Here is a 24412-nt window from a genome sequence, read left to right as displayed (position 1 = left end):
TTGATGATGTCTACTTTCTTTATAAATTCTTTTGAGAATCCTTTGAGTTTCTCGGCTTAAATCTCTAATAAATCTCATAAGTCTCTTGTTTTCTTGACTTTTGTTTTAGCTTATTCTACTTTTTATTATGTGTAATTTATTTTACATAAGCACTTAGGATTCATCCTGCTTCTGGCTGGAGTTTACTTTTTAGGTAAAAATATTATTTTTGCTAGTCACTACTTCCCTTACTATTGGCGGAACTTACCGGCAATGGGTTCCGTTTTAGCCATTATGGGCGGTGTGATTTGTTTAATGTTTTTTAGAAGAGAAACAGGCAACTTTGGAGCATTTTTGTTGGGTTTAGGAATTGTGCTAGTTTTTATGAGCGGTGGCGTTATTTTAAGACAAACTAGCCTCTGGAACTTCTTTGTCGGCTTTGCGGCTTTGGCTGGCGGCTACAAATTACTCAATGAGGGAAGAATTACTTTTTAAGCTAAGCCGCTTGTTACCGAATCGTCTATTTATGAGTAGAGACGCGATTAATCGCGTCTCTAGTGTTTTATATTGCTGTAATGATTCGTTTTGAGAAGATTTAAGTTTAGCTAGTGAGTGAGTCCCAAAAAAAAGATGCTGAAAGCGAGCGCGCTTATTTCCTAATTCTTGGAATTAACGATAAACTCACTAATAATAATGGGCGTCCGGCTGATAATAGTGCTGGGATTTGCTGTTAGTTGCTCTAAGGAATAGGGTTCAATTCCATAGGTTATTACGCGCAATTGTTGCGTGGAGGCATCTACTTCAAACTCAGTCCAGCCATAGACATGAGCCGCCACATAGCTACCTTTAAGCAGGGTAGTATCAATTCCCGAACCTTCCAGCCCTAGAGGATTGTAGCCGAAGGGGATAAGACGGGCATCCACTAAATTTTTGACAAATTCATCCTTCTCGTGGATAGTTGGCAGAGCCTCATAAGCAGCTTTTTCCTGTGACGTGAGGCTGGAAAATCTTACGCTAGTAGGCCCAAACGGCTCATAGAATGCCACCGGACTCGTCATAATGTCAAAGGCATCAACCGGGATCTGAACCCCATCGGCAGACTCTTGATAGGTGAGATTGTTCACCGCTGTGCCATGAAAATCAGCGGAGATAAATACAACATTATTGATACAATTTTCCTTGATGAAACGCAGCAATTGGGTACGTTCTGCTGCAAAACCTTCATAGCGATCGTTGGCAACGGGGATGCCCAAATTTTGGATTGGTTCAGGAATCAAAATAAACTTCCAGGTAATGCAGTTATTTTGGGCATCTAGCAAATCCCGTTGCAAATCCGTAAGTTGTTTTTGACCTAAGAGCGTGCGATTTGGCTCAAAAGAACGAGTTAGGAACTCTTTTTCTTGTTCCTTAGTAGGGTTAAAAGAAAGCGGCAAATTAGCATCGCGGAAAGAGCGGGTATCTAGGATGAAAACAGCCGCGTCACTGCCATAGGTGTTGTAACGATAAAGCTTGCGCTTATTTGTCGTGCGTTCTTCGCCCGTTTCTCCATAAAATTCATCGCGTAGAGGATGATATTCCTGAAATGCTTGTAGAGCATTTTTAAACAGTTCGGTATTGTTAATTAACTCGCTACCCGTGCCGAAGCGCCCGTTCCGATGAGATGATGCTGGTGCGCCACCTGCAAAATTATCATCAACTTCGTGGTCATCAATTGTAGCGAGGATGGAAGTAGAGGCGCGAAGATCCGCCCATGTATTTAACCCCAGACGGGCGGAATAAACTTCGTTGAACTTGATGCGAAACTCGTCAAGGGTAGAAGCGGGTCTGTCTAAATCCGGCGTCTTCAGGTCAGCATAAGCAGTATCGCCATGTGCAACGAAGAACTCTAGTTGACGTTCTGGTACATTAGCGATCGCTGGGTAGGGTGCTAAATCGCCGTGCCAGTCCCCCGCCACCCCGAACCGCAAACCAGCAGGAGTCCCCAACTCAGCGGCGGTACGGAACTGACCACCAGCACACGTTCCAGCAGCGTCGGTGACTCGATAATAATAAGTTGTCCTAGGCTTTAAGTTAGTTAACTCTACCTTTATAGGTTGGTTGGAATCGGTAACTAAGCCGCTGGCAGTGCCAAGAATGGTGCAGAAGTTCGGCTGAATTGAGTATTCAAAGAAAACTGTCCCTTTGGCGGTGCTGCGTGTCCACAAAACGGTTGAGGTTTGTGTTGTATCCCCAGAAGCAACGCCATTAGGTAAGGTAGATAGACTCAAATCAATAGAGGTAAACATAGAGGTTTCCGAACGAGAATCTGATATATATTTTTTCTTCTCTTTAGGAAAGCCCCGTTCCGGAAACCCTCTATTTTTATTTACTTTCAGAAACTTGGAATGATTTTCCTTAACGCGCCCATTGCTGCAAAATGTAATCGTAGAATCGCTCCTTATCTACCTTTTGCATTACCCGAATTTTCCGACCGCTAGGCTCCACTTTGGTTCGCCCTTGACTGATGCCAGTAGTCACAATTGTTGTCTCCTCTTCTCGCACTTCATAAAACTCCGGATGAGCAAGGTAAGCCGTCGCTAAAATATCCCAAAAATAATAATCTTGAGGAATCACCAGCGCATAACATTGCCCTGCTAAATCGGAAATAGGATAACGCCGCTGTTTACCTAATTGGCGCACTACTTCTGATGTCACCGGCACATTGTTAGTGAGGTCTAACGGGCAAAGTACGATGGGGATTGAGGTTTGCCAAACTCGATTTGCTGAGATGGGATCCCAGTAGACATTCCATTCAGCCGAACCATCTTGTCCTGGTTCGATATCGCGGCTAACGTTACCCGGAACATTCAACGCACCTCCCATCCAAACAATTTTCTCGATTTTCCCTTCAATCTCCAGTGCCATATCCAGTGCAGTGGCTACTGTTGTCAAAGGGCCAGTTACCATCAGTGTGACGGGTGCGGGTGCAGCTTGGAGCGATCGCGCCATAAATTCCTGACCCGATTCTGGCACTAGCGGCGTCTGAATCATTTCCCGTTCGTTCAGAATCGGGAGATGATCGACAACAAACGAATCGCGGCGAAAGAGTCGCGGAAATGGATTGATCCCCCGCACCGTACTTTCTGCCACTGGCACGTCTGAACGTCCCATCAAATCTAAAATCTTGCGCGTAGCACTCACCGCTGGCTGAACATAGCAATCTGCTGGCGTCACAACGATGCCGAGTAGCTCAACGTCATCCATCGTCATCAGCAGCATCGTAGCGAGATAGTCATCAACACCGCCATCGTGATCCATGAGTACCAGTTGTTTGGACATAAATCTCTGCCTGAATTAGAGTCAGAATCAGATACAACGCATTGTGCTAACTTCGCTAATTCTCCCCTCTGAAGTGGAGTTAAAGATAGCGATCGCATCTTCTGTTGCACATGGGTAAGACAACAAATATCTATCACCATTCTCAGAGATAACACTTGTTTGAACCAGCACTACAGGGGATATGCCGACACTGATGCAGATAAGGGGTTGCATAAATGCTGACTTCCAGTGGCTTTTTAGCTTCATAAGAAGCTATGCCAAAATAGCCCATTTTCAAAATAGTTGAATTGTAGAGGGGGCAATGTCTGCCAACACTTTTTTAAACGCAAAGGTACGCTAAGGAAATCGCAGAGGTTCGCAGAGAATTTCCTTGGCGAACGTTTGGGGTAGGGGCGGGTTTAAAACCTGCCCTACTGCGTACCTTTGCGTTAAAAAATTACGCTTCTTCTCGGAGTTTATCCAAGACGCCACGATCCTCTAGCGTAGAGGTGTCGCCGGAGACTTCTTGACCGGAAGCGAGATTTCGCAATAATCGCCGCATAATCTTACCGGAGCGAGTTTTGGGTAAGGAGTCGGTGAAGCGAATTTCGCCGGGACGGGCGATCGCGCCGATCTCCGCGACAACGTGTTTTTTGAGTTCTTTACTCAGTTCTTCGCTGGGATTATACGTACCTTCTAAAGTAACAAAGGCTACTACTTCTTCCCCTTTGAGTTCATCTGGCTTACCCACAACCGCAGCTTCAGCAACCGCAGGATGAGAAACTAAAGCGGATTCCACTTCCATCGTGCCTAAGCGGTGTCCTGACACATTCAGCACATCGTCCACACGCCCCATCACCCAAAAATAACCATCCTCATCGCGTCTGGCACCATCTCCGGCAAAGTAGACATAATGCCCATCTTTGGGGGGGATGTGTTCCCAGTAGGTGCGGCGGAAGCGATCGGGGTCGCCGTAGACGGTTCGCATCATCCCAGGCCAAGGATGCTTAATGACTAGATAGCCGCCTTCGCTGGCGGGGACTGGGTTGCCTTCCAAATCCACAATATCAGCGAGGATTCCAGGAAAGGGAAGGGTAGCAGAACCGGGTTTGGTAGGAATTGCCCCAGGTAACGGCGTAATCATAATGCCAGCCGTCTCAGTTTGCCACCAGGTATCGACAATCGGACACTTTTCGCCACCAATCACGCGGTGATACCACATCCACGCCTCCGGGTTAATTGGTTCGCCTACGGTTCCCAGCAATCGTAGGGAAGAGAGATTTCTGGCGTTGGGTAAGTCTTCGCCCATCTTGATGAAAGCGCGAATTGCCGTCGGTGCGGTATAAAAAACGTTGACACCGTGTTTTTCAATCACATCCCAAAAACAGCCGGGATTCGAGGCACGAGGCGCACCTTCGTACATCACGGTGGTGGCACCGTTGGATAGGGGACCATAGACAATGTAGCTGTGTCCGGTAATCCAGCCCACATCAGCAGTACACCAGTAGACATCCGTATCCTGAAGGTCAAAAATCCACTTGGTGGTCATGTGGGTGTAGAGGTTGTAACCAGCAGTGGTATGCACAACGCCTTTCGGTTTGCCGGTACTGCCGCTGGTATAGAGGATGAACAGCAAATCTTCGCTATCCATCGGTTCGGCGGGACAATCGGCGGAGATAGTCTTTTGCATCTCATGCCACCAATGGTCGCGTCCGCCTGTCTGCATATAAATTTCTTGTCCAGTGCGTTTGACAACTAGGACGTTTTGCACGCTGGGGACAGCGCCATCAGCTAAAGCTTTATCAACTTGATCTTTGAGGGGAACGATCGCATCTTTGCGCCAACCGCCATCAGCCGTGACAACTACTTTGGCTTGTCCATCGATTAAGCGATCGCGCAAAGCTTCGGCACTGAAACCGCCAAAAACAACGCTGTGGGCTGCACCAATTCTGGCACAAGCTAACATCGCGATCGCGGCTTCCGGAATCATCGGCATATAAATCCCGACGCGATCGCCTTTTTCCACACCCAGCTGCTTCAGGACATTGGCAAATTGACAAACTTCCCGATGCAACTGGGCATAAGTCAGGGTGCGCGAGTCGCCCGGTTCCCCTTCCCAAATCAAAGCGGCTTTGTTCTTGCGCCAGGTAGTTAAGTGTCTATCCAGGCAATTGTAGGAAATATTTGTTTTACCACCCACAAACCACTTGGCAAAAGGCGGTTGCCAATCCAGCACCGTATCCCACTTCTGGAACCAGTGCAACTCTTGTTCTGCAAGTTCTGCCCAAAACTTCTGCGGATCGGCTTTGGCGCGGTCATAAAGTTGCTGGTATTCCTCCAGGCTTTTAATATGTGCCTTTTGTGAAAATTCAGCCGGTGGCTGGAATAAGCGTTTTTCTTGAAGGATGGATTCTATTGTGGGCTGAGACATGATGATTGCTGTAATCGGCGTTGTTACTCAAAACCATTCTGGAGGTAGATCCGACCAAAAGTGTTGTGAGTTTCGTAAAGAAAAGCAAACTGTCCTCAGCCCCCACTCTGCGATCGCTACTTAAGATACATCCAACCCCCTAATCCCCTTCCTTACAAGGGAAGGAGGACAATTGAAAGCTCTCCCATTCTGGAGAGAGGTTGGGGAGAGGTGACAAGAATTACCTATACAAACGGGATTGGCAGCCCATTTTCGGGAATTCTATCCAGTTCGATCCGGAAAGTCCCCTCAAACCCGGTTTCTCTGACATCAAACTGCCAGCCGCCGTTCACCTTCTGCATCTCCTCCTGCGGCGAAGGCTGGAAGCCTTCCCGCATAAACTGCTCATCGGCATGGAGGTAGAGTTTCAGGTTGGGCTGTAGATTGGTTGGTAGCAAGGCACGGACGTAGTACTGCTTGTTGAAAATCTTGTTGTCCGAGAAACCAAAGCCATAAAGATCGCGTTCGCCAATATAAAATTCTACGCGCAACACCATATCTTTGGCACTGAGGCTCTTTTTCGTGTCGAGGTATCCTTGCCAGATGAGTTTGTTAGTATCTGCCCAAGGAAAACCGAGACTCTGATTGGCTTCCGAAAAGTTAACATTTTTGCCAAGTGGATCAACTTGACTAAAGGGGCCATAGCAATTTTCGGCATCTTTACTTTGATGGAAAAGCTCGAAATCTACACCCCGCGGCTTGATAGAAACGCCCAGAAAAAATTCGCTCTTGCCGAAGAAATCCTTACCACGAGTAACTTTTCCCTTCACCAAGCGCAGACGCGATCGCACGTTCCCAAAAAAGAAGCGGGTTGCCACTTCAAACGCTTCTCGTGAAGTAATCAGCGAGTCGTCACCCCCGTGGCACTTGTGGACGAAAGTGCGCGGTGTGCCGGGGATTTGCGCCGAAGTTTGTTTGACTAAACCATCGCTGCGATTGTAGTTTGCCCCATACTCGCCTTCTAGGGAGAAGGCGCGATTTAACCGGGATGCGATCGCGGCGTCGTAGCTACGGTAGTTTGTTCCAACCACTGTCAGCAGTCGTTCTGCGGGAAAATAGTTGTGAAAATTAACGAAAGCCGCATCATTTCTAGGGTCTTTTTGAAAATCAGGATTAAAATGCTTTAACTCATCTTCCGCACTAATATTGATCCAATTTTTGAGAATTTGGAAACTGATGCCTTGGTGCGGCGTACCGAGGGTGACAATTTTGTTAATGTAATTCTCTGCCTTCTGTTTCTTCGAGGTTGGATAAGTGCGTTGAACTGCCTCGCGTGCGATGAGTCCACCCATTGAATGGGCAATGATATTCACCTTGGGCTTAAAGCCTTCCTTTTGGACTGTGAGTTCCCGAATAAAGTCGATCAAGCGAACCAGTGCTTCACCATACACGTTGAATTTTCGCTCGTCCAAGTCGTAGTAACGAAATACCCAGAGAGTTTGCCAGGGTTGCTCAACCGTTTCCAGCAGATGTAGCGCCATGCCGGGGTCGATAATGATCTTATTGCCAGAAAAATAGCCCAACTCCTTCAAGCGCATAAATTTTTCCACGATATCCTTATCTGTGGAGCGCTTCAGTTTCTCCGGTAGCAGCGGTTCGTAGGCATAAGTTTTACCGTAGTACCCGACGACGTTAGTGGTGTCTTGGTACTTCCAGTTCGACTTCATAAACCGCAGAATTAGCCCCTCGTAGATGTAGTTTTCACCTTGTTTTTGAGGGTAAACGGTACCAACATTAAATCTCTGGTAGGTGTCTTTTTTCTCGTCGGCAACGTCGAGTCCACCAAAACCTCGAATTAAAATGATTGGTTGGGGACTTCTTGTGGGTTCAGACATTGTGACCTCTGTACTTTGGGTATGAAGCACTATTGTCTACCTATTGGAGGAACCAGACTCCAGAGTTGTTTGCAGATGTTAATAAGCGCGATCGCATCTCTTTCCACTGCGATCGCGTTGGTATGAAGTGCTGTTCGTTGCTTGTTGGGCAGCAGCAGCTTCGGCTTGAGCTGTTGTCACTTCCGCTTGAGCGGCTTCAGCTGGCTCTTCAGGAGGCGATCGCATCGATAAACCAGTCGATGTTATTTTCTACACAGCGCTCGCAAACATGAGAGAGCGATCGCGCATTGCGCCCATTTACCTGGAAAAAGCTCCCTATAAGCTCCATTCAGGCAAACCTGATTTTATTGTTGTCATATCTATTCCGGCTTTTTATGCCAGTTCCCATCATCTCCCTTTTCGTAATCGCGCTTTACCGCACTCCAAGCAACCTTGAAGGCAGTTTCTTCCTCTTTATACTCTTCGTTAGCATTGTTAAATGCAGCGAGAAAAATTTCTTGAGCGTGCTTGGGTAGGTGATCTTTTACCGAATCTGGTAATTCGTCAGTTTGTTTATAAGGCATAAATTTAATCACCTGATTCATGTAATACTAACTTGCAATTTTAAAATTTTAAAATCCTATCTCTAAAGACCTATTTTCTAATTTAATTAACTAGAGATAGCAAATAAAATAACTTGAGTCTCTCTAGAACCTAGAATCAATAATCTCATTATGAACCTCTACCTTGGCATTGATTTTGGCACCTCTGGCGCACGAGCCGTCGCAATTCACGCGGATGGGACGATCCAAGCTGAGGCGGAATATCCCTTTGAGGGAGTGGCATTGGCTGCAAGCTGGGAGAAAGCTTTGTTTTCCTTGATTGAGCAAATCCCTTTGGAAGTACGCGGGGAAATTAAAGCGATCGCTATCGATGGAACTTCTTCCACAGTGCTGCTGTGCGATGAAGCTGGTAAACCTGTTACTGAACCTATCCTCTATAACGATGCGCGAGGGGTGGAAGTCATGGCGCAGTTGCAGGAAATTGCGCCCCCAAACCACACGGTATTAAGCGCTACCTCCAGCCTCGCCAAACTTTTGTGGTTGCTTCAAAATTCAGAGCAGGTACAAGGGTCTACTCCTATAATTCAAAATTATTACTTCCTTCATCAGGCAGATTGGCTGGCATTTTTATTACATGGAAAACTGGGCATAAGTGACTATCAAAATTGTTTAAAGTTAGGCTACGATGTCGAAAATTTATGTTATCCAGAATGGTTAGTAAATCTCAAGTTACCCGTTCATCTTCCTGAAGTTATTGCCCCAGGCACATCTATTGCTGAATTAAAACCTGAAATTGCTACTAACTTGGGATTACCCAAAGATTGCGTAGTGTGTGCTGGCACCACGGATAGTATTGCGGCTTTTCTCGCTAGCGGTGCCAAGTCGCCCGGTGAAGCGAGTACCTCCCTCGGTTCAACGCTAGTGCTGAAGCTGTTAAGTCGCACTCGCGTAGATGATGCAAAATACGGGATTTACAGTCATCGCCTGGGAGATTTGTGGTTAGTTGGTGGTGCTTCTAATACGGGTGGTGCTGTGCTGCGAAAATTCTTCACCGATGCTGAATTAGAAAGCCTCAGCAATCAAATAGATGCAGAAAAAGAGAGTCAGCTTGATTATTATCCGTTGTTAAAAGAAGGCGATCGCTTCCCCATTAACGACCCCCATCTACCGCCACGACTGGAACCCCGTCCCGATAATCCAGTAGAATTTCTACATGGTTTGCTCGAAAGTATTGCCCGTATTGAAGCACGAGGATATCAACTTTTACAACAACTCGGTAGCACTCCTCTAACTCGCATTTATACGGCTGGAGGTGGTGCGAAAAATCCCGCTTGGACAAAAATTCGTGGTCGTTATCTACAAGTACCAATTGTTCCGCCAATGCACACAGCCGCTGCATATGGTTCGGCGTTATTAGCTATGCGCGGACTTGATATCAAGTGAGAATCTCTTCTTTATTATGCAGAGAGGCGATATATTGCGTTTCTACATTTTTTTTACAAATTTGTACATCAATACACTATCGATATACTTTCCAGATGCTAATTTCATATCTTTGGGACATCTTCCTTCTTCTTGAAAACCGAATTTTTTGTAGAGAGCAATCGCGCTGCGATTTGTAGAGAACACTGCTAGAGTCACCTTTTCTATCAGCAGCTCATTCGCTGCCCAATCAAGCAGTTCTTGCAGCAAAAACGAGCCGATGCCTTTTCCTCTCCATTCTCTGCCAACAAAAATGGAGAGTATCCCGCTATGAGAGGTGCGTCTTCGGTTTCCGTTCTCAAACTCAACAAATCCGACAACTGTGTTGTTAATCTCAGCTACCAAGTAAAGCTGCCCTGGTTGCTGAGAATGCTGTTCAATTGTTTCTTTTTCCTCCGATTTGGTTAAGTTAAATTCCTCAGCCTCAGTCACCATATACTTGCCTTCTTGGGCGACTGAAAATTGAAGATCGACGAGAGCTTTTGCATCCTTAATCAAGGCACTCCGGACTGTAACAACATCTTCAGTTTTCGAGTGGTATTCTTTTGGGGTGATTTTACTCACGGCTCAAATCTCAATCGTTTTGAGTTTTGAATGAATCAGCTCTCCTGACTGTTTATTCCGCTCGTTGCAGTTGGGCAATCTTAGGATCGATGATTTTTATACCGATGCCAGGAAATCTCACGGCGAGAGTTATTTTGTTTCCTTGCCCGAAAATGTTAGTAATTTGACCGACACCAAAGGCTTTGTGGAGGACGCGATCGCTCACGCTCCAATTCTGCCCTAGACTGCTGGCACCATTGGATGTTTGTCTCGGAGATGTTGATGCCATCCCAGCACGACTATTAGCAGTTGCCTTGGGTAAATTACTACTCAGCAAATCTGCGGGTAACTCCTTGAGAAACTGAGAATGAATGGCTGGTTCGCGGGAACCCCAGAGGCGACGTTCGCGGGCATGGGTGAGATAGAGTCGTTCTTGAGCGCGGGTGATGCCCACATAACAGAGGCGGCGTTCTTCTTCCAGCTGCGCCGGATCGTTGAGAGTCCGAGTATGAGGAAGCAATCCTTGCTCCATTCCTACCAAAAAGACTACTGGAAATTCTAGTCCTTTGGCAGAGTGCAACGTCATCAGCGACAAGCGCGATCGCTCTTCTTTCACATCATCCAAATCAGAAGATAGGGAAGCACTTGCGAGAAAACCCTCTAAGCTTGAATCTTCGTTTTCTTCCTCAAATTGCAGAACAGCGTTTTTGAGTTCGAGGACGTTTTCCAATCGGTTTTGCGATTCGTCGGTGCCTTGACTTTTCAAATCCTGAATATAACCAGAATCTTGCATCACTCCCTGCACGATTTCCGAAGCTGGCAGAGTGTCCAATTGTAGCTGCCAGTGGCAAATCATCTGCACAAAACTGTTAATAGACTTCGCCGCCCGTCCAGCTAAAGTCTTCACAGAGGTTTCGTCTTTGAGGATTTCCCACATCGATACGCCTAATTCTTGGGCGACATCCGAGATCGCATCTAAGGTCGCTTTGCCAATACCGCGCCGTGGAGTATTAATGATTCGCGACAAACTCAGCGCATCCGCTGGATTCACAATGAGCCGCAGATACGCGATCGCATCTTTAATTTCTTTGCGGTCGTAAAATTTTAAACCCCCAACAATGTTGTAGGGAACACCCGCACGCACCAAGCACTCTTCAAAAGCACGAGATTGAGCATTCGTGCGGTAGAGAATAGCAAAACTCCCCCAGTCTAACTCTGGATCTTTATGTTTCAGGTTGCGAATTTGATGCACGACGAACTCAGCTTCTGTAATCTCGTTGTCGGCTTTGTGACAAAAAATTTGTTCGCCTGCCCCGCGTGTCGCTTTGAGAATTTTATCAATCCGCTGAGTGTTATTTTCAATGAGTTTATTTGCCGCTTGGAGAATATTTTCCCTAGAGCGATAATTTTCCTCCAGCTTCACCATCGTCCGCGTATCGTCATCCGGCAAACCATCCCCAAAGTTTTCTTGAAATTCCAGCAAGATGGTGAAATCTGCCATGCGGAAAGAGTATATAGATTGATCCGCATCACCGACAACAAAAACCGAGCGATTTTTCCAATCCCACTCATTCTTCCTAGTTTCTCCATTCGTCGTCAGCAGGCGAATCAGATCGTACTGAATCCGGTTGGTATCTTGATATTCATCCACCAAAATGTGACCAAATTTTCGATGCCAGTAACCTAAGACTTGCTCGTTTTGCTGAAATAGCTTTACCGGAATCGCAATCAGATCGTCGAAGTCAAGCGCGTTATTTTCTGCCAGCCTATCTTGGTATTTGCTGTAAACTTCCGAGATTACCCGTCCGCGATAATTTGCCTGTTCTGCCTCAAAGTCTTTGGGGGAAAATCCCTGATTTTTGGCGTTGCTGATGGCATAACGAACCGAACGCGGCTCAAACTTTTTCTCATCCAGGTTCATTTGTTTAGTGACAATCTCTTTCACCAAACTTTGAGCGTCGGATTCGTCAAAAATCGAAAAATTGCGGCTCCACTTACGTCCTCTTTCGTCTTGATATTTCTCGATATCGTATCGAAGGATACGAGAGAAGAGACTGTGGAAAGTCCCAATCCACAAGTCTTTGATGTAAATTTTATAAACGCGCGATCGCAATCTTGTCTGTTCATCCGCTGGTAACGCTGTCAGCGGCTTCCCATATTCTTTTTCAGCAAGCTGTTCAGAAAACAGCTTTTCCATCCGCTGCTTCATCTCCCGCGCGGCTTTGTTGGTAAAAGTCACCGCCAGGATATTTTCCGGATCGACCCGGTGCTTCAAAATGAGATTGGCAATCCGATAAGTCAGCGCCCTCGTTTTGCCGGAACCAGCACCGGCAACAACCAGCAAAGGCCCGCAGAAATGCTCGACAGCGCGACGCTGGGAGGGGTTGAGGTGGCTAAGGAAGTCAGTAGTGGTGGTCATGGTTCAACTGGAGGGATGCGACGCAAGAGCGTATTTTAGCAAGGCTATCCCATACTACCTAACCTGGTTGACCACCATTGCCGTCCCTCCCTTAAGAGAGTGCGATCGCCCAGCATTAACTTCTCATCCCGAATGTAACACTACGGGTAAGATTCATGCAGACATTTCGCCTGAATCAAGTCCCCACTCGTGCTTCAGAAAGGACTTGTACATATTTTCTTTGACGATCATTTGCTCGTACAGCATAATCAAAAATTCCTGTGCTTGTTCGCGGGACATACTCTGCACTTGGTCTGAGAAGCTTCTAATACTGAATTTTTGCTCTAAAGATAATTCAATTGGCTGATTCATAGTTAGTTCCTTTACTCGTCATCAAATGAACTTCGAACTGATTTTTGATTCTCCCTTGTTGTTTGTTATTGACTAGGGAAATGACTGGTTTTTAAATGTTGTGTAGCATCAACAAGAAAACTTGGTATTAAACGTACAGCAACTTAACCGACACTCAACGCCATTTTGTAACCTGCATCCAAGGGAAATCTGAGACAGAGATTTCGTGAAAGTTGATTCACGTTCTTGTCAAGTTGTCAAGTCCAAGCACCGGATTTATGCGAATTTTTAAATAAGTTAACATTATCTAGCAACCGTCACAGCGATAACTAATTGCAACGTCTCCGCTGCCGTATCCAGCAAAGCTACAAAGTGACGATTTTTTGTTCAAGTGAAGTCTAATATTGATACTATGACGAGCATTTCTCCAGGACAAACGCTGCTAGAACGCCATCGGCAGCAATTTCCAGCTCTCGCGAATAAAGCCTATTTCAACTATGGCGGTCAAGGTCCGATGCCCCAAGCAGCATTGGATGCGATTTTCCAATCCTATGAATACGTGCAGCGTGTAGGGCCGTTTTCCAATGAGGTAGGGAGTTGGGTGGTACGGGAGGCAACGGAAACTAGAGTTGCGATCGCGTCTTCTCTGGGTGTCTCTTCCCAGACCATTACCCTGACTGAAGATGTCACCGTCGGATGCAATATCGCCCTCTGGGGCATTGACTGGCAAGCGGGAGAACATTTACTAATTTCTGACTGCGAACATCCAGGCATTGTGGCAACTGTGCAGGAACTCCAACGGCGCTTTGGAATTGAAGTATCCTGCTGTCCGCTCATGGGAACTTTGAATGAAGGCGATCCCGTAGCAGCGATCGCAGAATATCTGCGCCCCAAGACCAGAATGGTAGTGCTGAGTCATATCCTCTGGAACACGGGTCAAGTCTTGCCGCTGGCTGAAATTGCTGCCGCCTGCCGCAACCATTCCACCGAAAATCATCCCATCAGAATTTTGGTGGATGCAGCTCAATCCGTGGGGTCAATGCCGCTAAATTTGACAGAATTGGGGATTGATTTTTATGCTTTCACGGGTCACAAGTGGTGGTGCGGGCCAGAAGGCGTCGGTGGTCTGTACGTGCGACCGGAAGCTTTAGAAAGCCTGAATCCCACATTTATCGGCTGGCGCAGCATTCTTTACAATTCATCCGGTCAACCAATTGGCTGGCAACCGGATGGGCGAAGATATGAAGTCGCGACTTCTGCCTATCCCCTCTATGCTGGGCTTAGGGCAGCGATCGCTCTTCATCAGCAATGGGGAACCCCAGAATCTCGCTTCCAAAAAATCCTGGAGTTGAGCCAATACCTCTGGCAACGTTTAGCCGAACTTCCTCACATCAAATGTCTGCGAAATGCACCGCCGGAATCCGGTCTTGTCTCCTTCCAGCTTTCAGGAGAGGGCAATCACCAGCAATTAGTACAATCTTTAGAAAATCAAAACTTGCTGGTTCGGACAATCCGCAATCCCGACTGTGTACGCGCCTGCGTTCACTATTTCACCCTGCCATCTGACATTGACCAACTTGTTGAAGCCATTCAAAAATTGAGTCAGTAGTCACGGGTCATTAGACCTTAGGAACTGGCAACTAGACTAATGACTAATCACGACTGACTACTGACTACTGACTAATGACTGCTAAACACCCAATTTTATACATCGCTATCACCAATCATGGCTTTGGTCATGCAGTCCGGGCGGCATCCGTCGCGGCGGCAGTTCAGAAAATGTATCCGGAAATTTTGCTAATTCTGGTAACAACAGCACCCCGCTGGTTACTAGAATCTTATATTCCAGGAGATTTTATTCATCGCCCCCGCGCTTTTGATATCGGCGTTGTGCAAGCTGATAGTTTCGCAATGGATAAAGCCGCGACTTTGGAAAAAGTGCAACAAATCCGCGCCCAAGAAAAATCGATAATTGCGAGTGAAGTAAACTTTATCCGTCAAAACCGAGTGGGTTTGATTTTGGCAGATATTCCACCGCTGGCAGCGTCAATCGGCAAAGCGGCTGGAATTCCTTGCTGGATGCTGAGTAATTTTGGCTGGGATTTTATCTATCGGGCGTGGGGAGGAGAATTTAGTGCAATTGCGGATTGGATGAGCGAATGTTATGCAAAGTGCGATCGCTTGTTTCGCTTGCCCTTCCACGAATCGATGAGTGCTTTCCCAGAAATCGTCGATGTCGGCTTAACCGGCGGCACCCCTCGTCACAGCCCAGACACACTACGATCTAAATGGGGAATTACCACACCAACCGAGCAAACCATCTTGCTCACCTTCGGCGGCTTAGGGTTACAAGAAATTCCCTACGACAATTTGCTGAAGTTTTCCGATTGGCAATTTATCACCTTTGACCGGAATGCACCCGATTTACCCAATCTCATAAAAATTACAGACCAATCTTACCGCCCAGTTGATTTTATGCTGGTCTGCGGGCGCGTCGTTTCCAAACCTGGATACAGCACTTTTGCCGAAGCTTTGCGATTGGGAGTACCGATTGTGACGCTAACACGAGAAGATTTTGCCGAAGCGCCTCTGCTGCTTGAAGGCATTCAAAATCATACTTATCATCAAATTCTACAACCTGCTGAGTTCTTCCAAAGCAACTGGGAGTTTCTGCATCAACCAATGCTTCCACCCCATCAGTCTCAGATGGTGGCGACAGATGGAACCGAAGCGATCGCCCGTGCTGTCGTCAGCTATTTCCAAAACCGTTAATTTTTTCGAGCCGCAATGACTCATTACCAAAAGATCCTGACCGTTCAAACTCCTGGCAAATCTTTATACAAAATTACGCCCAAAGTTCAAGCGATCGTTGCAGATTCGCGTATACAGACTGGACTTTGCACCCTGTTTTTGCGTCATACCTCAGCCAGTCTGCTGATTCAAGAAAATGCCGATCCAGATGTTCTCAAAGATTTAGAGAACTTTTTAACAAAACTCGTGCCGGAAAGCGATCGCTACTTCCACAATGCAGAAGGCCCTGATGATATGCCAGCTCACATTCGCACTGCTGTGACTCATACTTCTGAACAAATCCCCATCGCTGGCGGTAAATTGCTATTGGGAACCTGGCAGGGAATCTATATTTGGGAACATCGGCAGCGCGGTCATTATCGAGAAATTGTTGTTCACATCGCGGGAGACTAAGCTAGATGAGCGCTCCAAAACGCTAGTGACTTCAATCCGTAACTGCTACACAACTTTGTAACTAGCGATTGATTGCTTCTGGGTGGCGATCAGCGCTGCTGGTTTCTACTTCTATTGGGTCTTGCTCGACAGGAAGTAATTTGAGCAGCTGTAAACCCAAAAGAATCAAATAAAGAGGATTAAGTAACCAATAGCGCTTCCACAAGCGTTTGGGTTCCTGTAAAAAGCGGAAAAGCCATTCTAAACCTAAGCTTTGCATCCAGAACGGAGCTTCAGGAATGTTGCCAGAATGAAAATCAAAAGCAGCACCCACCGCAACGAGCGGACAATCTAGCTGATGGCGATGATTAAAAGCCCATGCTTCTTGGCGCGGACAACCCAAAGAAACAAAGACAATTCCCGCGCCAGATTCCCGAATTTGTTTAGTGTATGCCGCATCTTCTTGCGGCGTTAAAGGGCGAAACGGAGGAGAAACTGCTCCGGCAATTATCAATCTGGGAAATTTTTCTTGTAGATTCTTCTGTAAAGTTTCCAGAACTGCTTCCGTAGAGCCATATAGAAAAATACTTATTTCTTTAGCAGCAGCTTGTTCGCAAATATTTAACATTAGCTCTGGACCCCGCACCCGCTCCGGGAGTATCTCTTCATCACGATTACGAAGAAGATTGAGCGCCCAACGCACCGGCTGACCATCAGGGGCAACTAGAGTAAATTGATTGAGTTGATAACCATGACCGTCTGGGTCAAGATAACCGGAGGTAATGCTATGGACATTCACTGCTGCAACGGTACAAGATTGGCGTGATTGGGCACTTTGAATAATCAAATCCGTACAGTCTTTATATTTAGTACGACTGACTCCAATTCCCAATATATTTGTCTTAATTGGAGTTGTTTTTAAAGTTCGGGTGTTCATCTTTACCTTGAACTCACATATATTTTGTAGAGCGATCATAATTTACCTTTGCAGTATAACTTTGCAAGTACTTTTACGAAATTTATTTTTAATGATTTTTAAGTATTGCTCTTTGAAAATAGGGCAAAAACTGAATCAACTAGCTGTAGCTTAAGATTTCCATCTCTATTTTTTTATTCCTCAGTGAAATAGGTAATTTATTACCAACTTTTATTTTTTATTTCATCAGCAAAATTGCTGAATTCAAATTGGTAGACGGGAAATGATTTTATCAACTTGGCTAGGTTCTTTCACTGTCTTTCACTTCTCCTTAGAGTTTTCAATGAGTGATTATTTTCTCGTCGTTAAAGGAAAATAAATGGCTCTGATTCTAAGAAAAGTTAGGAAGCGAGCGAGCCGCGAAGCGTGTGGGGGCATTTTTGCCGAAAGCAAAGCAACCACAGACCTTACAGCCTTTATGCAGACAAGTTTATGCGAGAGTGCAGTGGCAATATATGCGTGTAATCACTGAAACCTGGAAGGGACACTCACAAATATTCAGTGATGTTCCTCACGCAATATAGACAGGAAATTAGGGAGGATGATAACAGAAGAGTTCTCACAAGCCTTTTGTCTGTCAAGTCGGCATTCGAGATTAACCGAGCAAAGAACAAAAAATAGCGATCGCGCGTCAATGATTAAGTAAGTCTAACGGTCAAAGTTTCTAGAAACGCTCAAATCTCACAGCCAGCATCCGGTAAAAGCAGAGTCGCAGTTGTAGATAAAGGACAGACAGTTAAATTTAGCTTTTTGAAGACTTGAAAACGTAACACAGGAGAAGCATCATGAATGTATCCCAGTATACAGTAAAAAATATTTCCCTGACAAGCTGGTTCTGGATGCCTCAAGAAGAGGTTTCCCAAAAGGTAGCCCCGATTCAACAACCCACAAAAGCACGGACGCGGTTGAACTTCCTGCAACCTCTGCGCGAATGGGTTGACAACATACAAGTGCGCGATCGCGAACTCGCTCATCGCCTGTGCAAGTCAATCCCCTCCCAATGCCCCTTTGAGCGCGATATCAAAGTATTTGGTCGCACCCTGCTTCACATTCCTCCAATGTGCAAGCTGAATCCGCTTTACGAAGAAGTCGTAAGCCTGCGTTTCCGGGCACTTTGCTATCTAGCAGATGAATGTGGAGAAGATGTCACCGCATACTGCTAAGATTCCTTCTCAGACGTCTTAAATTAAAGACGTGAAGATTCTGTGCATTATTGATAGGACATCATGGCTATCATTGCCCTGAGAGGCTGGTATCTCCAAGAGTATGAGCCGATTAAAGAATTAGAGAAACGTCCCCACGATCTGCGATTGAGCAAAAATAGCTTGCTGAAGTCTGGATTACGGGCAGATTTTTTAGAAGACAGCCAGGATGTTAAGCGCTCAGCTTGGTTTGGTCGTTATCTAGAAGGGGAATCGGTAGAGTTTTACATCGAAGGCAGCGGTGGCTACATAATCTCCAACATTGACCTGACAAGCCACGAGATTTATTTCACTAAACAGACGGTGATGGCGAATCTGGAACCGATTATCTTCCTCTGCCATCAGACTGAATATGCGGCGTCGAGTGAAGCCCTGCGAGAGGGACTGGCTAACGCCCTAGAAGCATTAAACACGCGATCGCGTCTTCCTTTGACGCTAGAAGTATCCAACCGCCCCACAGGTGCCTCAAATCGCCTCAACACCACGCAGATGCGAAAAATTCGGAAGAGTCTGCTATTTGTTGCTGATGGGACACCTATCACGAGCATTTCCAGGGAAGAAACGCCCCTACTCATTCCCAGTCCGAATGTTTGTGTAGAAATTGGCTACGCCTTTCAAAGTAAGCGTTCTGAACAAATTCTGCTAGCTCAAATGGAGCGTTCGGAGATGTCGGGACAGTTTCCCTTTGACCTTCCCAACCATCAACAACTGTTGTTTAACAGTGCGTCGGAACTGCATCAGACTTTACCGCCCCTGCTAGAAACCCTGCTGCATCGGTTTAATCTGTTTTCCTAGTCATTCGTCACTGGTCATTACAGTATATAAATATATAAATTTCAACCTGTGAAAACAGGTTCTAGCCGTGAAGCCTGAATTTTAATTCAAGGCTCTGAAGCCAGTGCTATTCGTCATTCGTTGGTTGCTACAGACTAATAACGAATGACCTTTTGAGAAAATTCTGTAGAAATAGCCTGTTATTTTCGACCATTCTCAGCTCATAATAATCAGGACGGATTGAAAATCAATCGACTGTATGCCGAGAACTCCCACCGAATACGCTGTACACCTGATGATAGAAGGTGGTCACAAAGCAGAAGTGCGTTTTGCAACCATTCAAGAGTTTCAGAAGTGGTACAGCGGCGAGCTGATGCCCAAAGCCGCCTCCACGGACTTTATCAGTGTGCCGATCAAAAATATCCAGGGCGAGTACATGGTTATACGTCCCGTCAGCATTAGGGCAATCCGAGTGGAACCTGTCTTCGCCGGAAGTGTCGATAGAAGTGACTACGAATAGCTATCACTTTCCCTTTTGGTGTAAGTAATGAGAAAGACATTGGCTTTACTGTCCCTGAGTTTTGGTGTAACTCTGGGAAATGTCACTTTGCCTGCCCTCGCTAAAGATCCCCTGTCCGTTCCGCTGATACCAGTCAACTCAAACCTTTTAAATCTCGTCTGTTGCCGGTCAGATGCACTGGGACTTGATGAGCAAATCTGGGGGCAAAACGGTCAAGCCGGAGACCGAAAAGCTTTAATCGCCTCGATTGATAACAGTCTGCGATATTTACAGACAAACAGTGCCGCTCAAGCCTACCAGCAGTATCCGGTGCCGGGAATCACCCGCGATCGCGTCCGCCGATCTTTAGTGCGCTTTCGGCAGCTAGTTCTCAACTCTGGTTCGGCTGCCGAACTGCAAGCTGCAATCAAGCGTGAGTTTGTCTTGTACCAGTCTGTAGGCAAGGACAACAAGGGGAACGTTCAGTACACCGCCTACTACGAACCAACCTATACAGCCAGCCGCAAGCAGACGGCAGAGCATCGTTATCCTCTCTATGGGATGCCGTCAAACTTCAACTCTTGGCCCAAACCCCACCCCACACGGGTTCAGCTAGAAGGGGAGGATGGCTTGCTGGGAGCGAACAGTCCGCTACAAGGGCTAGAAATCGCTTGGATGAGCGATCGCCTGGAAGCCTTCTTGGTGCAAATCCAAGGTTCTGCTCAGCTCCAGATGACCGATGGAAGCGTGATGACGGTCGGTTATGCGGGTGGAACCGATTACCCCTACACCAGTGTTGGGAAAGAACTCGCTAAAGATGGCAAACTGCCCCTATCCGGTCTGACGTTACCTGTGCTGATCAAATACTTCCAGCAAAATCCTTTGGAGCTGAGTAACTATATCCCGCGCAATCAGCGCTTTGTTTTCTTCAACGAAACCAATGGTGCCCCAGCGATGGGAAGCGTTGGGGTGCCGGTGACAGCTGAGCGTTCGATTGCGACGGATAAATCTTTGATGCCTCCGGGTGCCTTAGCTTTAATTCATACAAGAGTTCCCTACTTTAATCGTGCCGGTAAGATCGAACAGCGTCTGGTGAGTCGCTACGTACTCGACCAGGATAAGGGAAGTGCAATTCTAGGTCCCGGTCGCGTAGATTATTTTATCGGAACGGGTAAACGGGCGGGCGATCGCGCGGGTGTTACCGGCGGCAATGGGCAACTGTATTACCTGCTGCTAAAACAGTAAATCTTTTAGCGTCCCACAACCTAAGAAATTGAGGCGCTCGCGTCCTAATCCTACCTAGAAATTAAAAGTAAAAAGGCAAAAGTAAGAAGTTTTTACTTTTGCCTTTTTAAGTTTTTACTCTTTCCTTGTGTCCTATTTAGTTGAACTCAATCCAAAAATCACTTCTTGAATTGGTCTTCAGAACCGTGCGTGAGACTTTCACCTCACACGGATCCTCAATGATTTGAACTTTGTCATTAGCACTTCTCATTTACCATTCCTCTAGTGCCTTAAATTCGTTCTCTAACCATATAGAGTGTGCATGGTCGTGGCAATGCCCATGTAGCATTGATAGGTTGCTGTTCTTGTTGTTGTTATGGTTTCCGTCAATGTGATGTATTTCCATGACATCTCCCATTTTAAAATTAAGCCCACAACGGCTGCATTTACCCTTTTGCCTTCTTAGTAGGAAGGCGGCATCTTTTGAAATACCGGGATATTTTGCTAACCTGCTACTCCAGTACACCCAGTTTCCATCGAAGGGGCTGCTATTACCTTTGACTTTTGTATATCTGAGTATGGGTGTATCCGCTATTTCGAGCAGTCTTGCCTCCTTCGTGGAGTTCGTAAACACCCACTTCTCAGTACCTATAGTCTTCCAGTATTTTGCTTTTACCCAAGATGTTCCTTTGTTATGGTGCCTAAATTCCGCCCAACTTTTAAGCTGTGAGAATAGTAAGTGATCTGCTTTTGCAAAAGCATCTTTGCTTACTACTGTTGAGTAATAATTTGCCCATCCACGCAGTGTGAGATTCAGTCTTTTGATTAACTCAGGCTGGGGCGCAGCTTTCATGGAACCAATTATTTCGGCAGTTTTACTCAACAATCTCTTTATTGCTTCATTATTGGGTTTGATGAGGGTTTTAAATCCAAGCAATTGTCCATTGGTGTTTTTGCCAGAGTGATTTTTTCCTTGTGGATATTGTCTGACATTAAAACCTAGGAAATTGAAGCCTGTATTTTCTTCATACTTTTGGAGGGTATGAGAAGTTCGGGTTTTACTTGGTTTTAATTCCAAGCCCATGTCTTTTAACCAGTCTGATGCTATCTGCTGACATCTTTGGACAACGGATAAATCTTCGTGTAATATTACGAAGTCGTCGGCATATCGAATAACGGCAGGGCTTGGAATCGTTACCGTTTTACCATTTACCAAGAGATTTCTTTTGGGAAACGCCTGAGTAATTCGATTTTCCAATCCGTGAAGGGCAATGTTTGCTAGGAGAGGCGATATTACGCCTCCCTGCGGTGTGTCCTTAGATGTATGACTATATGCTTCTTTCCTTTCGGAGTAGGCTTTCCAGTCTATTACCCCTGCTTTTAACCAAGCCTTTATTTGATGGCGAATGGTGGGGGATGTATTTAATTTTCTGAGCAGAGCTTCATGATTAATGCTGTCGAAGCACTTAGCAATATCAGCGTCTAATACAAATTTGGCTTTATACCTGATTGTATTAAATATTGCTTCTATTGCGTCATGACATGAGCGTTCCGGTCGGAAACCGTATGAGTTAGGCTCGAATTTTGCCTCCCATTCTGGCTCTAATGCTAGTTTTACCAATGCCTGCAACGCACGGTCTGCCATCGTTGGAATCCCTAATGGTCGCTCCTCTTTTGTTCCGGGTTTGGGAATCCAAACCCTTCTCGTTGGTCTTGATTTTTGGGATAGTTTCAGGTTTTTAACTAGGGCTAGCCTTTGGATGGGCGTAAGTGATTTTATTCCATCTACTCCGGCTGTCTTTTTGCCCCTGTTTTCCTGCGTTACTCGACGTACAGCTAAACATTTTGCCGACCAGGATTTTATCAGTAGTCTCTGGAGTTTGTGGACTGTTTTGACATCACCACGTTGAGAAGCTTGATAGATGCGCTTTTGGAGCTTAAAAACACTTCGCTCAAGCTTACGCCAAGGAATTGTTTCCCATACATACATCGACTTGTCAGCCGTGTTCATATCTTTTGTACTCTACTTAGTACCTCTATCTTTCAAATCATCGTGTCTCTGTCTGCATATCCTCATCATTACAATGAGGCATTAGCTTTTGAGACAATCCTGCCCTTGTATCACTTGCGCTGGTTACTTCTCAGATACCGACCTTTTCTGAGAGTGAAGCAAGGGTTAAAACGTTCCTAACAATCATTTGATTGAACTTTTAGGATGATACTTTCCACCAGGTTTAATGGGAGTGCATACTGGTCAACCGTACATTTGCCAGCCCCGATATCCTGTGACATTTTGTCTGTTGCGTGTCAACCTATTTTCGCAACGTCGAGCTGATGGTGGTTAAAGTGTATCTTTGCTTTCGCTATCCATGAGTTCTCGCTTGACAGTGTTCCAGATTAGGTTTCTAGGTTCTTGCCTTTTTCCCTTGCTCACCACCGTATGATTACCAGTCATATAGCAGCAGGGAATGCAGTCACTCTTAGCACTTAGAGGATGGGACTTGAACTTTCTAGGTTACTCATTCTCACCCATATGATTGTTAAGTTATCCGGAGCATTTCTCTAACCAAGAAATTTCATCCGGTGGTCAATCCTTTGATGATTCCATTCCTCAGTTAGAGGTTCATAAATACCATCAATTTCTGACCAAACGTTTCGCACATAAGGAGGTTCGCCGTACTCAAATTCATCGTGATAATCGTATGAACTAGATACCCCTGCCATCTCCATTTTGGGCGCGGGGGTTTCCTCTTTCGGTTTTTCCTTTCCGAAGTCTTGGTATTCCTCAAAAGTCTTGCAGATAATCGCAGACTCCTCAGAACTGGAAGAAATTAGATATTCTGTTAAATTCTTAGCAGTAGGATGCTCGTAATCTACTGTACTAGCCACCAGAGCCGTATTTGTGCCGCTGCCCCTTTCCTCCATTTCAATTAACGGACAAAAAATTCCATGAGCGTGAAACAACGGTCCTTTTGGTGTTAAAGGCTGCTTGCGATACTGAGCATAAGCCTTTTCCAATTCAGCAATAAATCCACCGACGACTTGACCTTGTTTCATCTCGCAGTAGGATTTTCCAAAACTAGCACCTGCTGCACCATTCACCGTCAATTGCAGTGGCAAGTGATGCAAAAGCTTTTGTTTCTCCCCGACTAAAAAAATCAAGTGGCGAGTGAACGTCTTAAACTTGAGCTTGTCTGCCAAGAAAGCATCGTAGTTATCTTTAAACGTACCCAATTTCATCCCAGTTTCACGGTCTTTCACAGACAATGGACCCCGCCGCACGATGACTAAGCGGGGGGTAGTAGTGATAAACAGCGTTTCGACTCCGGTGCTAAACTCATGCTGCACCTGGTCCCAAGTGGCATCCGGTTTAAAGCCAACCGCATTAGCGTTATCTAGCTTAATTGCCAATCCGTGCGGCTGGATGCCAGTTTTCCCATATCGAGGATTGATCATCTGGCACCAAGGGATAACTTGAGAAGGTGGTGCGTTGAACTTGTCGTCGTCGAAGTCAAAATTCGCAGATGCGTTCATGGTCTTAGGCATCCAAGTCGTGTGCTGATCAAGTTTACAAGTCTGGAGCAAGTGGTGATATCCGAAAAGATACCGTAGAAATGATAAAAGTAACACAAGTGCAGCTAACCGGGTTTACTGACA

The 24412-nt window shown here is 45.9% G+C and carries 22 protein-coding genes; 10 read left to right on the top strand and 12 right to left on the bottom strand.

Features of this window, described 5'->3' with window-relative positions:
* Positions 1 to 252: 252 nt before the first annotated feature.
* Positions 253 to 474 carry a hypothetical protein gene (locus NDI34_RS14700; RefSeq protein WP_190688885.1) on the top strand — a complete coding sequence of 74 codons (222 nt, stop codon included), beginning with the start codon at positions 253 to 255 and terminating at the stop codon, positions 472 to 474.
* A 161-nt stretch (positions 475 to 635) separates the two neighbouring features.
* Here NDI34_RS14700 and NDI34_RS14695 read toward each other — a convergent pair whose 3' ends face one another.
* From NDI34_RS14695 to acs, 3 genes are all read right to left on the bottom strand, one after another.
* Entirely contained in the window at positions 636 to 2264 is a 1629-nt protein-coding gene (locus tag NDI34_RS14695) for an alkaline phosphatase D family protein (protein WP_348233017.1), read from the bottom strand.
* Positions 2265 to 2373: 109 nt separating this feature from the next.
* Entirely contained in the window at positions 2374 to 3297 is a 924-nt protein-coding gene (locus NDI34_RS14690) for a nucleoside hydrolase (RefSeq protein ID WP_348233016.1), read from the bottom strand.
* Between the two features lie 436 nt (positions 3298 to 3733).
* A complete protein-coding gene (gene acs / locus NDI34_RS14685) occupies positions 3734 to 5707 on the bottom strand; it encodes an acetate--CoA ligase (protein ID WP_348233015.1) in 1974 nt (657 codons plus the stop codon).
* Between acs and NDI34_RS14680 the strand changes: the two genes are divergently transcribed.
* Positions 5706 to 5831, top strand: coding sequence for a hypothetical protein (locus tag NDI34_RS14680; protein ID WP_277877671.1), 126 nt, complete (start codon positions 5706 to 5708; stop codon positions 5829 to 5831). The genes acs and NDI34_RS14680 overlap by 2 nt on opposite strands.
* A 100-nt stretch (positions 5832 to 5931) precedes the next feature.
* On the opposite strand, the gene NDI34_RS14675 is transcribed toward NDI34_RS14680, so the two are convergent.
* The 3 genes from NDI34_RS14675 to NDI34_RS14665 all read right to left on the bottom strand — a co-directional run bounded on the left by NDI34_RS14675 (position 5932) and on the right by NDI34_RS14665 (position 8144).
* Positions 5932 to 7581, bottom strand: coding sequence for a hypothetical protein (locus NDI34_RS14675; RefSeq protein ID WP_348233014.1), 1650 nt, complete (start codon positions 7579 to 7581; stop codon positions 5932 to 5934).
* Positions 7582 to 7659: 78 nt separating this feature from the next.
* Positions 7660 to 7806: a hypothetical protein gene (locus NDI34_RS14670; protein ID WP_190668600.1), complete on the bottom strand. Its 147-nt coding sequence runs from the start codon at positions 7804 to 7806 to the stop codon at positions 7660 to 7662.
* Positions 7807 to 7940: 134 nt separating this feature from the next.
* The gene (locus NDI34_RS14665) at positions 7941 to 8144 is read right to left on the bottom strand and encodes a ChaB family protein (RefSeq protein ID WP_190668603.1); all 204 of its coding nucleotides are present in this window, start codon (positions 8142 to 8144) and stop codon (positions 7941 to 7943) included.
* 150 nt (positions 8145 to 8294) lie between these two features.
* Between NDI34_RS14665 and NDI34_RS14660 the strand changes: the two genes are divergently transcribed.
* Positions 8295 to 9566: an FGGY-family carbohydrate kinase gene (locus NDI34_RS14660; RefSeq protein WP_190668606.1), complete on the top strand. Its 1272-nt coding sequence runs from the start codon at positions 8295 to 8297 to the stop codon at positions 9564 to 9566.
* A gap of 42 nt (positions 9567 to 9608) precedes the next feature.
* Here the strand turns inward: NDI34_RS14660 and NDI34_RS14655 are convergent, their stop codons facing one another.
* The 3 genes from NDI34_RS14655 to NDI34_RS14645 form a co-directional block, all read right to left on the bottom strand.
* Complete coding sequence (locus NDI34_RS14655) at positions 9609 to 10169, bottom strand: GNAT family N-acetyltransferase (protein WP_348233013.1); 561 nt, start codon at positions 10167 to 10169, stop codon at positions 9609 to 9611.
* 52 nt (positions 10170 to 10221) lie between these two features.
* Complete coding sequence (gene pcrA / locus NDI34_RS14650) at positions 10222 to 12567, bottom strand: DNA helicase PcrA (RefSeq protein WP_348233012.1); 2346 nt, start codon at positions 12565 to 12567, stop codon at positions 10222 to 10224.
* Between the two features lie 153 nt (positions 12568 to 12720).
* Complete coding sequence (locus NDI34_RS14645; RefSeq protein ID WP_190668611.1) at positions 12721 to 12918, bottom strand: NblA/ycf18 family protein; 198 nt, start codon at positions 12916 to 12918, stop codon at positions 12721 to 12723.
* A 391-nt stretch (positions 12919 to 13309) separates the two neighbouring features.
* Between NDI34_RS14645 and NDI34_RS14640 the strand changes: the two genes are divergently transcribed.
* The 3 genes from NDI34_RS14640 (at position 13310) to NDI34_RS14630 (ending at position 16101) form a co-directional block, all read left to right on the top strand.
* The gene (locus tag NDI34_RS14640) at positions 13310 to 14506 is read left to right on the top strand and encodes an aminotransferase class V-fold PLP-dependent enzyme (RefSeq protein ID WP_190668615.1); all 1197 of its coding nucleotides are present in this window, start codon (positions 13310 to 13312) and stop codon (positions 14504 to 14506) included.
* Between the two features lie 74 nt (positions 14507 to 14580).
* Positions 14581 to 15669, top strand: a complete 1089-nt coding sequence (locus tag NDI34_RS14635; RefSeq protein ID WP_348233011.1) for a glycosyl transferase — start codon at positions 14581 to 14583, stop codon at positions 15667 to 15669.
* 15 nt (positions 15670 to 15684) lie between these two features.
* On the top strand, positions 15685 to 16101 hold the full coding sequence (locus tag NDI34_RS14630; RefSeq protein WP_190668620.1) for a secondary thiamine-phosphate synthase enzyme YjbQ: 417 nt from the start codon (positions 15685 to 15687) through the stop codon (positions 16099 to 16101).
* 61 nt (positions 16102 to 16162) lie between these two features.
* Here the strand turns inward: NDI34_RS14630 and NDI34_RS14625 are convergent, their stop codons facing one another.
* Positions 16163 to 17017, bottom strand: coding sequence for a WecB/TagA/CpsF family glycosyltransferase (locus NDI34_RS14625; protein ID WP_348233010.1), 855 nt, complete (start codon positions 17015 to 17017; stop codon positions 16163 to 16165).
* 824 nt (positions 17018 to 17841) lie between these two features.
* On the opposite strand from NDI34_RS14625, the gene NDI34_RS14620 reads away from it, so the two are divergent.
* The 4 genes from NDI34_RS14620 (at position 17842) to NDI34_RS14605 (ending at position 20776) form a co-directional block, all read left to right on the top strand.
* Positions 17842 to 18219 carry a Mo-dependent nitrogenase C-terminal domain-containing protein gene (locus tag NDI34_RS14620; RefSeq protein ID WP_348233009.1) on the top strand — a complete coding sequence of 126 codons (378 nt, stop codon included), beginning with the start codon at positions 17842 to 17844 and terminating at the stop codon, positions 18217 to 18219.
* A 63-nt stretch (positions 18220 to 18282) separates the two neighbouring features.
* Complete coding sequence (locus tag NDI34_RS14615; protein WP_190415237.1) at positions 18283 to 19053, top strand: hypothetical protein; 771 nt, start codon at positions 18283 to 18285, stop codon at positions 19051 to 19053.
* Between the two features lie 238 nt (positions 19054 to 19291).
* Complete coding sequence (locus tag NDI34_RS14610) at positions 19292 to 19552, top strand: hypothetical protein (protein ID WP_190415235.1); 261 nt, start codon at positions 19292 to 19294, stop codon at positions 19550 to 19552.
* A 27-nt stretch (positions 19553 to 19579) separates the two neighbouring features.
* Entirely contained in the window at positions 19580 to 20776 is a 1197-nt protein-coding gene (locus NDI34_RS14605; protein ID WP_348233008.1) for a murein transglycosylase A, read from the top strand.
* Positions 20777 to 21026: 250 nt separating this feature from the next.
* Here the strand turns inward: NDI34_RS14605 and ltrA are convergent, their stop codons facing one another.
* Together ltrA and NDI34_RS14595 are read right to left on the bottom strand one after the other, a co-directional pair.
* Positions 21027 to 22766 carry a group II intron reverse transcriptase/maturase gene (ltrA, locus tag NDI34_RS14600; RefSeq protein WP_348233007.1) on the bottom strand — a complete coding sequence of 580 codons (1740 nt, stop codon included), beginning with the start codon at positions 22764 to 22766 and terminating at the stop codon, positions 21027 to 21029.
* A gap of 551 nt (positions 22767 to 23317) precedes the next feature.
* Positions 23318 to 24289, bottom strand: a complete 972-nt coding sequence (locus NDI34_RS14595) for a DUF5895 domain-containing protein (protein WP_348233006.1) — start codon at positions 24287 to 24289, stop codon at positions 23318 to 23320.
* Between the last annotated feature and the right edge of the window lie 123 nt (positions 24290 to 24412).

Source organism: Trichocoleus sp. DQ-U1 (assembly GCF_039961925.1).
Taxonomy (GTDB): Bacteria; Cyanobacteriota; Cyanobacteriia; order Cyanobacteriales; family FACHB-T130; genus FACHB-T130.
Note: the sequence above shows the minus strand (reverse complement) of the source record. Positions and strands in the feature narration are given on the sequence as shown.